Annotated in this window: 13 protein-coding genes and 1 pseudogene; 9 read left to right on the forward strand and 5 right to left on the reverse strand. The window is 55.6% G+C overall.

Annotated elements, in window-relative coordinates:
- The first annotated feature begins 72 nt into the window (after nucleotides 1-72).
- The 6 genes from AD928_RS01640 to AD928_RS01665 all read left to right on the forward strand — a co-directional run bounded on the left by AD928_RS01640 (nucleotide 73) and on the right by AD928_RS01665 (nucleotide 3,210).
- Nucleotides 73-315, forward strand: a complete 243-nt coding sequence (locus tag AD928_RS01640) for a hypothetical protein (RefSeq protein WP_050818276.1) — start codon at nucleotides 73-75, stop codon at nucleotides 313-315.
- A gap of 101 nt (nucleotides 316-416) precedes the next feature.
- The gene (locus AD928_RS01645; protein WP_062247714.1) at nucleotides 417-1,121 is read left to right on the forward strand and encodes a hypothetical protein; all 705 of its coding nucleotides are present in this window, start codon (nucleotides 417-419) and stop codon (nucleotides 1,119-1,121) included.
- 168 nt (nucleotides 1,122-1,289) lie between these two features.
- Nucleotides 1,290-1,559 carry a WGR domain-containing protein gene (locus AD928_RS01650; RefSeq protein ID WP_306308885.1) on the forward strand — a complete coding sequence of 90 codons (270 nt, stop codon included), beginning with the start codon at nucleotides 1,290-1,292 and terminating at the stop codon, nucleotides 1,557-1,559.
- Nucleotides 1,560-1,908: 349 nt separating this feature from the next.
- Nucleotides 1,909-2,580 (forward strand): ParA family protein, encoded by a 672-nt coding sequence (locus AD928_RS01655; protein WP_035366358.1) that lies wholly within the window; start codon nucleotides 1,909-1,911, stop codon nucleotides 2,578-2,580.
- Nucleotides 2,577-2,852 carry a hypothetical protein gene (locus AD928_RS01660; RefSeq protein ID WP_062247717.1) on the forward strand — a complete coding sequence of 92 codons (276 nt, stop codon included), beginning with the start codon at nucleotides 2,577-2,579 and terminating at the stop codon, nucleotides 2,850-2,852. The genes AD928_RS01655 and AD928_RS01660 overlap by 4 nt, the downstream gene beginning before the upstream one ends.
- Nucleotides 2,853-3,000: 148 nt before the next feature.
- Nucleotides 3,001-3,210, forward strand: a complete 210-nt coding sequence (locus tag AD928_RS01665) for a recombinase family protein (protein ID WP_062247719.1) — start codon at nucleotides 3,001-3,003, stop codon at nucleotides 3,208-3,210.
- A gap of 8 nt (nucleotides 3,211-3,218) precedes the next feature.
- On the opposite strand, the gene AD928_RS01670 is transcribed toward AD928_RS01665, so the two are convergent.
- Complete coding sequence (locus AD928_RS01670; protein WP_062247721.1) at nucleotides 3,219-6,194, reverse strand: Tn3 family transposase; 2,976 nt, start codon at nucleotides 6,192-6,194, stop codon at nucleotides 3,219-3,221.
- A gap of 64 nt (nucleotides 6,195-6,258) precedes the next feature.
- Here AD928_RS01670 and AD928_RS01675 point away from each other — a divergent pair, with 64 nt between their 5' ends.
- The 3 genes from AD928_RS01675 to AD928_RS01685 all read left to right on the forward strand — a co-directional run bounded on the left by AD928_RS01675 (nucleotide 6,259) and on the right by AD928_RS01685 (nucleotide 8,228).
- Nucleotides 6,259-6,918, forward strand: a complete 660-nt coding sequence (locus tag AD928_RS01675) for a recombinase family protein (RefSeq protein ID WP_231869367.1) — start codon at nucleotides 6,259-6,261, stop codon at nucleotides 6,916-6,918.
- Nucleotides 6,915-7,694, forward strand: a complete 780-nt coding sequence (locus tag AD928_RS14330; protein WP_082779683.1) for a helix-turn-helix domain-containing protein — start codon at nucleotides 6,915-6,917, stop codon at nucleotides 7,692-7,694. The genes AD928_RS01675 and AD928_RS14330 overlap by 4 nt, the downstream gene beginning before the upstream one ends.
- A 120-nt stretch (nucleotides 7,695-7,814) precedes the next feature.
- Nucleotides 7,815-8,228, forward strand: coding sequence for a recombinase family protein (locus AD928_RS01685; RefSeq protein WP_062247723.1), 414 nt, complete (start codon nucleotides 7,815-7,817; stop codon nucleotides 8,226-8,228).
- 64 nt (nucleotides 8,229-8,292) lie between these two features.
- On the opposite strand, the gene AD928_RS01690 is transcribed toward AD928_RS01685, so the two are convergent.
- The 4 genes and pseudogenes from AD928_RS01690 to AD928_RS01705 all read right to left on the reverse strand — a co-directional run bounded on the left by AD928_RS01690 (nucleotide 8,293) and on the right by AD928_RS01705 (nucleotide 10,170).
- The gene (locus AD928_RS01690) at nucleotides 8,293-8,622 is read right to left on the reverse strand and encodes a helix-turn-helix domain-containing protein (RefSeq protein WP_062247725.1); all 330 of its coding nucleotides are present in this window, start codon (nucleotides 8,620-8,622) and stop codon (nucleotides 8,293-8,295) included.
- Nucleotides 8,610-8,888, reverse strand: coding sequence for a BrnT family toxin (locus tag AD928_RS01695; RefSeq protein ID WP_062247727.1), 279 nt, complete (start codon nucleotides 8,886-8,888; stop codon nucleotides 8,610-8,612). Before AD928_RS01695 ends, AD928_RS01690 begins: the two co-directional genes overlap by 13 nt.
- Nucleotides 8,889-9,133: 245 nt before the next feature.
- Nucleotides 9,134-9,391: pseudogene (locus AD928_RS01700) on the reverse strand (Tn3 family transposase); the annotation flags it as partial.
- Between the two features lie 314 nt (nucleotides 9,392-9,705).
- Nucleotides 9,706-10,170 carry a hypothetical protein gene (locus tag AD928_RS01705; RefSeq protein WP_062247731.1) on the reverse strand — a complete coding sequence of 155 codons (465 nt, stop codon included), beginning with the start codon at nucleotides 10,168-10,170 and terminating at the stop codon, nucleotides 9,706-9,708.
- Nucleotides 10,171-10,384 lie beyond the last annotated feature (214 nt).

A 10,384-nucleotide genomic window follows, 5' to 3' on the forward strand; every position in this document is an offset into this window, starting at 1 on the left:
GCCCCACTAAAAATGGGGGGATTACCGAACAAATGCTTAGGTTTAAGCATCAAGGCAAAAAGGATATTCTCCATGACTGATAAAGCACCGCACGAAACCAGCTCCCTTTTCCATCTGGCAGAACGCGCCCTTAAGCAGCCCAAGCTGGCAACCAAGGAAGAAGTGCGTGAACTGGCAAATTATGTGCTTAAAGGCGGCGTAAAGGCTGGTGAAGCCGAACGCGAAGTGGCTAAAAAAGCAGAGCGCAACCCAGAGGGCGTAGAAGCCTCTGATATTGAATCTCTGGCAAAAACCGTTATTGCCGCACATTCCTGAGAATTGCGCAGGCAGGTGGCCCAAAACCACCTGCCACCAAAATGTAAACCGGGGCTCCCTCTTCTTCTCTCCGAAGATATAATTGCGGACAAAGAAGGGAGATGAATTTGAAAAAGTTACTTCTGGTTGCCATGCTGATATGGGCAACACCAGTTATGGCATCTTCTGCGCCGCAGACTGTTGATGATGCCTACCCTTATGTTGATGCCGCATCCATTTTACTCACCAATGATATCAAAACATTTCTGAGCGGCGGCAAAAGCCTTATAAATTGGGCACCAGTTTTTCCGCGTCCAACCGTGGTAACGGCTCAAGCCTATTGGGCACAATGGAAATCCAGTTCATCTACGGCTGCAAAAGATTTCCCCATGGACAAGCCTATCTATATTACCGGACAGGCTCTTTCTGTTTCTCAAACAGGGGAAGATTTTTATGTTGATTACGCCTCATCCCCATCAGGCATAGATGATGTGCAAGCCTATCTTTCCAATAATGGAGTGAATGCAGCTTCGTCTTATTCTGCCGGAAAAAAGGTTGCGCTGCTTTGTTTTCGCGCAAAAAATATGTTCCAGCCAACAGATTTAGGCGGCTGTGAAGATATTGGCAGTGTTGCACAAAGTATTTTTGTAGATGCGTATAAGGATCTCGCTCTTGTTGCCGTAGGCAAAAGCGGAGGCAGACTACCCTTTTCTGCCAGTGCACAAAGAATGATTATTTCTGCGCAAAGTTGTGCCTTGCAACTTCGCAAGGCTGCATCGGAAGCCGTTTCTACCAGAGAAATGGCTTCATGCAGAGGTAGTGGATAAATCTAACACCACAGCCTGACAGCTAGGCCCGCCCGGATCGCTCCTCCCCGTCCCGCTCTCACGATCGGCGGAAAAGCCCCGAAAATCCGCATCCCTGGAGAAAAAGCCCTGACGGTTCGGATCCGGACCTGTTACACTTTTCGGGATCTGATGCCTAAAGTCCCGCAAATGGCCCTGCCTCGCCAGTTCAGCCTCTTCCCTGAAAGCGCCCGTCTGCAGCGGATTGACCCGGCGACCAACTGCTGGCGCTTCTACCGTCTGACCCTGCAGGACGATCTCTTTGGAGGCACTGTTCTCGTCCGCTCCTGGGGACGTTTGGGGACCATCGGTCAGGAACGGCGGGAACATTTCGGCGATCCGGTTGCCGCTCAGAAAGAGCTGGTGCGGTGGATGCGGGTGAAGCAGCGTCGGGGCTATCGAGAGGAAATGGACGGATGACAGCAAGCGATGTGACGGTGAAAACGAGGGCGCTGCCCTGGTCTAGCCCAACGTCCGCGCTCGGATGGCAAAAGCGGACCAATCAGTGCCCATTCACGATCCGTCAGATCCCCTCGTGCCATCCCCGCTTCACCTTATCGCCTTCGTCGAAGCAACCAGTGAATCAGATCTCAGGATGATCGTATAGACCTTTTGTCAACGCGACCTGACAGCTAGGTCCTACGTAGCCCGAAACCAACATCACGCCTACTATTTGCCTACCGATTCAAGGATATATCTTGGAAATCCTGCACAGTTGCAGTTATAAACAAATGCAGTTGTGCACAATGGAACAAGGGCAAAAATGCACATGAGAACTTTTGCAATCGCTATGCAGAAAGGAGGTGTCGGTAAATCCTGGCTTACCAGATCTCTTTCTGTTGCGGCATCTCTGGAAGGCTTGAATGTCCTGGTGATTGATATGGACAGCCAGCAATCAACCGTTGCCTGGTCTGAACGTCGAGAAGCAGACACGCCATTAGTTCAGTTCTCAACAGAGCGCGAACTGCCTGCAATTCTGAAACGTGCAGAGGATGCAGGATGTGATGTTGTATTTATCGACACACCACCAGCCAGAAGCACAGAGACGCCAGCCGCCGTTGATTCCGCCGATATGGTATTGATACCCTGCACGCCAGACATAGAGGCATATGAGCAGGTTGCTCGCACGGAACGCTTGGCACGACTGGCAGGGAAACCTGCTCTTGCCGTTCTGACCATGACGCAGCCATCTGGAAAAACTGAACAGGACATAGGGCGAGAGATTTTCGCAAATCTGAACCTGGACATGGCATTGCCGTCTATTGCGCGATTGAAGGCGCATAGAGATGCCGCCCGCGAAGGGAAAACAGCCACAGAGACGGAGCCCAGAGGAAGAGCAGCCCAGGAAATTGCTGCACTCTGGATGCGCATAAAAGAACATGCGAACATTGGCACAAGTGCAATTGTGCACAAAAGCAAGCGTGCAAAGGTGCAAAAATGAGCAAAAAACCAACAGCCAGTTCATTTCTGGACGTGATGAAACGTCAGCAGGAACCAGGGCAGATTGATGAACCGGCAACCAAGGCAGTTAAATCCGTGAAGAATACCAGGGCCGGACTAAAACACATTGGCGGTTATCTGGAGGCTGACACGGTGGAAAAGGTCGCAATTCTTCGCGCGCGTTTGAAGCTGGACAATTCCCAGCTTATCAAACGGGCGATTGAGGAATTATTTGAACGTGAGAACGCTGCCCGCAAGTTTGGGGATCGGTAGGTGTCAACATTGCATACTTTTCTGGACACTTCCGGCCTTGGCTGAGAACCGAGCTTTTCGAGTGTCAGGAAAACACACAAAACGAATTTATTGACATATTGTCAGCGTATTCCTTAGGTGTTTTCTGACACATAAGGGAGCGTTCATCATGGCCGGTCAGATCATCGCCTATGTTCGGGTATCAAGTGTTGACCAGAACACGGACCGGCAGAGGTTCGATGGGGTGAAGGTGGATAAGACCTTCACGGACAAATGCTCCGGCGGCACGCGGAACAGACCGGCCCTCATCGAGATGCTGCGTTATGTAAGAGGCCATCGTGTGGATGGTACGCTAAACAACGTTTGGCATGAACAATAAAGGAACGATCAGGCGGCACGAGCCTGTTTCGACAGATTGAGCGTCTTGCGGCCCGCAGAAGCTGCGGCTTTGTCCCAGAGAAAGTCTCCGGAAAAGGCGATGTGCTCCCATCCCACCGGGGAAGTATGCGCCAGCAGGTCCTCAGGGACGGCCGCCGATGTTGAGCGCAGATGTGTGACGGCGGTTTGCAGATAGACTGTATTCCAGTAGACGATCGCCGCGATGACGAGATTGAGGCCCGACGCCCGGTATTGCTGGGCTTCATGGCTGCGGTCGATGATCCGTCCCTGGCGGAAGGTATGGATTGCCTGGGTCAGCACATGCCGCTGCTCGCTGTTGTTGAGCCCTGCCTGACATCTCTGCCGCAGATCAGGGGTTTCGAGCCAGTCGAGCATGAACAGAGTGCGCTCGATCTTGCCGATTTCCTGGAGTGCGACGTCGAGCCGATTCTGGCGCTCATAGGCAGCAAGCTTGCGCAACATCCTGGAGGGCGCGACATGCCCGGCCTTGATTGATCCGACAAGCCGCAGCACGTCCTCCCATTGTTCCCGAATGATGTCGGTGCGGATGGTTTTGCCAAGCAGCGGGCTGATGGAGGGATAGGAACTGGCCGGTGCGATGGACGCCAGGCGTCTATCCGGAAAGTCGCGCAGGCGCGGGCAAAAGCGAAAACCCAACAGGGCGCAGAGCGCGAAGACATGGTCGGTGGCACCACCCGTGTCGGTATAATGCTCGGAGATTTTAAGCCCGGTTCCATGACTGGTCAGGCCGTCGAGCACGTATGGCGCTTCGTGTGTCGCAGCCGAGATGACCTTCACATGGTATGGGGCACGCTGATCAGACACATGCGTGTAAAAGCTGAACCCATGGTCAACGCCGTACCGGGCATTGACGTCTCCGCCCGAGGCACCGCGCTTGGCGCCGCGAAAGAACTGCCCATCAGAGCTCGAACTCGAACCGTCCCCCCAGCTCCGGGAAAATGGCAGACGATGATGAGAGTTGATGAGGACGGCCAGCGCCTTGCGATAATTTTCGTCGCGGACATAAGCGTCGTGGGTCCAGAAGAGCTGATCACGGGTAACGCCGTGACTCGCGGCAGCCATGCGTGATAGCCCCAGATTGGTAGCGTCCGCCAGAATGGCCGCGAGTAACGCATTCTCGTTGGGACAGGCTTCGCCCGTGCGCAGATTGGTAAAGGCGCTGAGGAAACCGGTAGCCTGCGCCACCTCGTGCAGCAGCTCCGTGATGCGGATTGGCGGCATCAGGGCGTTGAGCTGTTGCGCCAGGTTTTCCGCTTGCGGCGGCGTTGTCGCGCGTATCGGCGATATCTGGAGGTGCCCGTCACGAAAGCGCACCCCCTGCAAGGCGTCGCGTTTCAGGCTTTGCGCGAACTTCTTCAGGCGTTTATCCAATTCGCGAGCGCGCTGATCCAGCCATTCATTTGCCGACAGGGGCAGGTCAAGTTCGGCAATGAACGGTTTTGCCTGCTCCCTACTGAGCATGTAGCTGTCGAAGCGACGATAATTGGCCGACCGCTCGATCCACACATCGCCGGAACGCAGCTTGTTGCGCAAATGCGCGAGCGTCGCGATTTCCCACAGACGCCGGTTGGGCTTGTCATCCTGATCGATAACGATCTTCTGCCATTCCTTGCGAAACGGCATCGGTGCGTCGCCAGGTAAATCGCGTTTGCCTGCTCTGTTGAGATTCCGCAACAACGTGATCGCAGCCAGGGTCTTGGCGCCTCCTCTTCCTGCCTGGAATTCCAGCGTTTCCAGCAGATCGGGCGCGAATTTTCGAAGGGTAATATAACGCTCCGCAGCGGCTGTCAGAGGATCGAGGTCGGCAGTCCTGGCGATCGCCCCAACCTCTGACCTTGCTTTCAACAGGGTCGCCCATCCGACCGTGGCATCCAGAGTTTCCATAGGATCTCTGCCGTCGCTGGCCGCCTCGGCCAAGGCATCGATGGTCGCCTGAAACAGGCGCATCAGGCGTGCGACGTTCTTCGATGTTGCCGAAAAGCTGCGGGCCTTTGTGTTCCGTGCCCGGGTAAAGATGCTGCCGACCAGCTTGTCAGCCATGTCCAGGGCGCTGTCCGTCAGACGTTCCTCGGCATCGATCAGGAAAGCGACGAGCGTGGCGTAACGGCGTGATGGCGTGTAGCGCTCGATCATCGAGGCCGGAGATATCCGGCCTTCCCGGACGTATTGGTGAAAGCGGTCGATGTGAATGCGCTTGGCGACGACGGGATCAATCCCGATCTGTCGAACCTGTCTCAACAATTCCAGAATGCGCTTGATGTGATCCGGCTTGACGGCAACCGGTATGGTCTTGAGCGAGGCAAGTTGGCTGATGCTCCCTTCAGGCGTTGTGGCGAAAAGCCGATCCAGCGCCGTGACCTGATCGCCTGTGAGGCCCTGCGTTAACGCCTGCGCGGTCTTCCGTCGGGCCCGCGCCCGTCCCGCAATGCTGGCGCGTTCGATGGTTGAAATCGAAGGGAGTGCGATTTTGGCATGGCGTAGCGCGTCCATCACGGCCCGGACGATTACGATGCCGCTGTCCGTGGCCCAGGCTGCGTTTGCCGCAGCCTCGATCATGAACGGGATATCGGCTCTCTGGGGCGCGCGCAGGCCAAGGATCGTCATCAGATCGCGGGCATGATCGGTCATCGTCTGCTCCCGCGCGGCGTAATCGGCGAGGTCGCTGCCGGAAAGCTCAAGTTGGTCTGCCACGAAGGCGACCAACGCGGATGGCGTCGATCCGACGTCCTGCACAAACTGAGCCAGTGTTGTTCCCGGGTGCCTGAGTAACGCCAGTTGCACGGCAACGCCCATCTGGGTGCGTCGCCTGCGCCGGGAACCGATGATATCCAGATCCGATGGCTCGAAAGTGTAAAGGCGGACCAGACTGTCCCGGTCTGTCGGGATGGCGAGCATCTGATCCCGTTCCTGGGCTGTCAGCAGGTGATGTTTGAGCCTGGTCACGCTGTCATTCCGTCCACAAAAGGTCAGTCTCGGCTATGGACAGCGGAGAGTAAAGAGACGCATTATGTGGACGGATATTGTCGATCCGGAATGGTCATTCACTCAGTGTCCACAGAACGGTCGTTTGGGAGACGGTGCCATGGGCGGCATTCTGGGATACGCGCGTGTCAGTACCGGTGATCAGGATGTGGCCGGGCAGCGTATGCGATTGGAAGAAGCCGGTACGATCCGTGTGTTCACCGATGTGATGTCGGGCAAGAGCATGGAGCGACCAGGACTGGACGAGCTGCTGGAATACGCACGCAAGGGCGATACGCTTGCGGTTGTGCGGCTCGACCGCCTCGGTCGTTCACTGGGAGAGTTGCTGACAACGGTGACCATGCTCCGCTCACGCGGAATAGCGTTGCTCAGCCTGGAGGAGAAAATCGACACTTCCTCCGCAGCCGGAGAGCTGATCTTCCACGTCTTCGGCGCCATTGCGCATTTTGAGCGGCGACTGATCTCAGAACGTACACGCGACGGGATTGCAGCGGCGAGAGCAAAGGGCAGGCTGCCGGGGCGGCAGCCGCTCGACAACGACAAGATCAGCGCGGCGCTAAAACTTATCGCGGCGAGCGTGTCGCCGACTGAAGCGGCGCGTCAGCTCGGGATCGGGCGATCGACTGTCTATCGCGAGATGAAGCGTCTTGGCGTCGCGCGGCCGACACCATCGGCTGTATCATGACAACAGACGATCAAGTGGTTCTCAGCGCGCGCGAGAAAGAAGCTCTACGTCTGCTTCTGGTCGGCCATGACGCGAAATCCATCGCCAATACGCTTGGTCTGTCGGTGCACACAATAAATGACCGCCTACGCGATGCGCGGCGCAAGCTGGGCGTTTCGAGCAGCCGTGAAGCTGCCCGACGTCTCGCCGAGATGGATGGGGGCACCCCCAATAATGTCGGCCCCAAAGAAATTGGGGGTGCCGAAGCAACTTCTTCGGTGGATAGAGCCAAAGAGCCAGCACCGCCGCGATCGTCGGGGCATCGCCTGGCGTGGCTTACCGGAGGAATGCTTATCATGTCTCTTATCATTGCGGCCGCAGCGCTTTTGACCATCAGCGGGCAGGACGACGCCCGGGTTTCCGCCCAGAATATTTCGACAAGCATTGCCCGTCCTGCCGAAACAAAGGCATCGGCGGATGCCCGCAAATGGGTCGAATTGCTTGATGAAGGGCAGTGGGATGCAAGCTGGCAAGCCGCAGGCACACTGTTCAAGGCAAAGATCACCTCGGCGCAGTGGGCCACTACGATCCAGTCTGTACGACAACCGTTGGGACGCCCGTCATCACGCACCTTCCAAAGCGTGATGCAGACAAAAACGCTGCCGGGCACGCCGGCGGGTGACTATCAGATCATTCAGTTCCAGACGCGTTTCGCTAACAAACCCAACGCGGTTGAAACCGTCGTACTTTCTCGTGAACAGCCATATTGGCGCGTTAGCGGATATTTCATCCGCTAACTTCCGTGCTGCTTGCCGTTGTTCAACAAAGAAACAGCGACTTGCCCTCAGACAAGATCACGCTACCCAGACGTTCTTCTACTGTTCATGCTAAACGTTGTTTAGCGTACTTTCCACACGATGGCCTCTGTAAGGGAAGGTGACACCATCATCTGTCACAGCATCGACCGGCTTGCTCGTGACCTTCAAGACCTATTGCATCTTGTGGAGACACTCACAGCCCGTGGCGTAGGTGTTCGGTTTATCAAAGAAGCCCTGACGTTCGAGGGGAACACCTCGCCCATGCAGACGATGATCCTGCAAGTGATGGGGTCTTTCGCTCAATTTGAGCGGTCCTTAATCAAGGAACGCCAGCGCGAAGGGCAACAGGCTGCCAGAGCCAAGGGAAAGCTACCCGGACGCAAGAAATCCCTGTCACCGGAACAGATCACGGAACTAAAGGCCCGCGTTTCTGCCCATGAGCCTAAAGCCCAGATTGCCCGTGAATTCGGAATAAGCCGGGAAACGCTTTATGCGTATCTGAAGGCAGTCTAGCAAGAAGGGGCCTTTTGTGGGAGGTGCACCTCATTGCTCCTGATCCCGCTTCTCTGTGGTTCGATCAGGCTACCATCGCTCGGCGCACCGCATCGGGTTCACGCCATAAGACACGCAGAAGCGTCCGCACCGCCGGGTCAAGGCTCACACGGCCCTGCTCCCAGTTCCGCCATGTCGCCACCGGCACACCGGCCAGAGTGGCAATGTCTGTCTGGGTCAGCTTCAACTGGCGGCGCACCGTCGCAGGAGACGGATAGGCCGGCCCCGGCAGATCGCTTTGTGTCCCATCTTCGCGGGCCTGCTGGTCAATCTCTGCGGCCGTCGTCGCCTGAACGCGTGCCCGATTGACCCGACCGCCACGCCGTTTGATGTCTGCCAATGTCAGTTTTGCCATTTGATCCACTCCTTCTGGTGCATCTTCCGGGCCGAGATGATGCGCAGACACGTCCCGCGCACCGTATAAACGACCATAAACGGAATACCCTCAATCAAGCCTGCGGCCCGGATACGGGGTTCTCCATAGTCCTTACGGTCGTCCGGTTTCTGAAGAACAGGCCCCAGAAAAATCTGGGCTGCATATTCGAAATCGAACCCCCTCTCTTCAAAGCAGGCATCGCTTTTTGCATCGTCCCATTCAAACTCAATCTCAGGCCCTGTCATGCTCCTTTATATACGCTGTTAGCGTAGATTCGCAAGGCATGTCAGCAAGTGCGGAGCGCTCATGTGAGATCACAGGGGGCTCGTTCCATTCGTAGACCCCTCACCATGCCTCTGACACCGCGCTGTCTTGACCCAGAACTCACTCTCTGAGGCAGACCGGGACACGCCCATATTGGGGTCACGACACGAAAGTGTATTTTACGTACGCTTAGGGTGAACACCTACAGAACCGCCAGCATTGGGGTTCAAGCGACAAGCAGGGATGCAGGCACCCGAAGCGGTCGTAACGCGTCGACGTCGGGTTGTTCATCGACATTCCAGCGATAGTCCCCTGTCAGAGAGATATGCTCCCAACCGAGGGGTGCAATATGCCGCGCCAGGTCATCGGAAATGCCGAGCGTTACGATGGAAGACTGAAGATAGCACGTATTCCATAGGATAACCGCTGCCACCAGCAGGTTTAAACCTGACGCCCGATAGGCCTGATTTTCAAAACGCCGATCCCCTGTTCGCATCTGGGGTTCAACGTGACACCCATGACTCTATTCACATGCTGACATCCCCCATATAGACGAGGCACAACGCATTATAATTTGTGGCATGTATCTCTTACGAAACAGTGCCAATATCTACACCCCAGTGACGCATCCGGCGCTCGCCCCGCCACAGGATGTCGAACGCTACCGATTTCGGCATAAGCACGTCTTTCACAGTAGGGACTCTGCGAGAGCGTGCCATAGGTGTTCACCCCAAGCGTACGCAACACGCACTTTCGTGTAGTCAGCCCAAACAGGGGGGATGCGGCTACGGACAAACATTAGCCTTCTCCCCAGATCGCCGAATTACGTTTTTCTCTGGCAATCATGTCAGCATCAATCAAAGCGATTCTGGCTTTTTCAAGAGCCACCAACCGATCAACTTCATCCCAATTTACGTGATATATTTTTTCAGACCGTCTTTGTCTGCCGTGTTTCCATTCGAGAGTATCCACGACAATTAAGACACGGCATTTTTCTAATTTTTCTAGAACAGCCTTAGCTGTTCGTTCCGAACACTCACCCAAAACGCAAACAATTTCCTTTTTAGGAAGGAATAAGGCTCCGCCTTCAGCACGGGGAATATGCTCTTCGTTCCTGGCAAGAGTCAGCACGGCGTCTTGCTGTGTAAGAGTCAGAATATCTTGGCAACGAAGTTGCGTCATGGCCCGCCAAAGACGGTCCCAGATGCACTGAGCGATAAATGGATTGCGATGGTGAGCAATAAAATCAGAAGTCTTGGCCATGGCGTTTCTCTGCTTCGCCGACCATCTTCCGCTTGAAGTGGAACCCGAAGCTGGGTTAATCCTTCCACGAAAGGCGGTCCGCTTAGGTGTGTTCTAATCGGACTTGCTGAAGGCTCGGTGTTGTCGCACCGGGCCTTCCCCGTTTCTGGGGCTATGATTGGCCGAAACTTCCCAGAAGGCAACCCAAGCCGCTCCCCAAAGGGAGCCCTTACTA

The sequence above is a fragment of the Acetobacter cerevisiae genome, assembly GCF_001580535.1.
Classification (GTDB): domain Bacteria; phylum Pseudomonadota; class Alphaproteobacteria; order Acetobacterales; family Acetobacteraceae; genus Acetobacter; species Acetobacter cerevisiae.

Excerpts from the sequence above, each read along its gene's own strand:
- AD928_RS01665 (WP_062247719.1), top strand. The coding sequence starts at position 3,001 with ATGGCCGGTCAGATCATCGCCTATGTTCGGGTATCAAGTGTTGACCAG.
- AD928_RS01645 (WP_062247714.1), top strand. The coding sequence starts at position 417 with ATGAATTTGAAAAAGTTACTTCTGGTTGCCATGCTGATATGGGCAACA.
- AD928_RS01650 (WP_306308885.1), top strand. The coding sequence starts at position 1,290 with ATGGCCCTGCCTCGCCAGTTCAGCCTCTTCCCTGAAAGCGCCCGTCTG.
- AD928_RS01655 (WP_035366358.1), top strand. The coding sequence starts at position 1,909 with ATGAGAACTTTTGCAATCGCTATGCAGAAAGGAGGTGTCGGTAAATCC.
- AD928_RS01660 (WP_062247717.1), top strand. The coding sequence starts at position 2,577 with ATGAGCAAAAAACCAACAGCCAGTTCATTTCTGGACGTGATGAAACGT.
- AD928_RS01675 (WP_231869367.1), top strand. The coding sequence starts at position 6,259 with ATGTGGACGGATATTGTCGATCCGGAATGGTCATTCACTCAGTGTCCA.
- AD928_RS01695 (WP_062247727.1), bottom strand. The coding sequence starts at position 8,888 with ATGACAGGGCCTGAGATTGAGTTTGAATGGGACGATGCAAAAAGCGAT.
- AD928_RS01685 (WP_062247723.1), top strand. The coding sequence starts at position 7,815 with ATGGCCTCTGTAAGGGAAGGTGACACCATCATCTGTCACAGCATCGAC.
- AD928_RS01640 (WP_050818276.1), top strand. The coding sequence starts at position 73 with ATGACTGATAAAGCACCGCACGAAACCAGCTCCCTTTTCCATCTGGCA.
- AD928_RS01705 (WP_062247731.1), bottom strand. The coding sequence starts at position 10,170 with ATGGCCAAGACTTCTGATTTTATTGCTCACCATCGCAATCCATTTATC.
- AD928_RS01690 (WP_062247725.1), bottom strand. The coding sequence starts at position 8,622 with ATGGCAAAACTGACATTGGCAGACATCAAACGGCGTGGCGGTCGGGTC.
- AD928_RS14330 (WP_082779683.1), top strand. The coding sequence starts at position 6,915 with ATGACAACAGACGATCAAGTGGTTCTCAGCGCGCGCGAGAAAGAAGCT.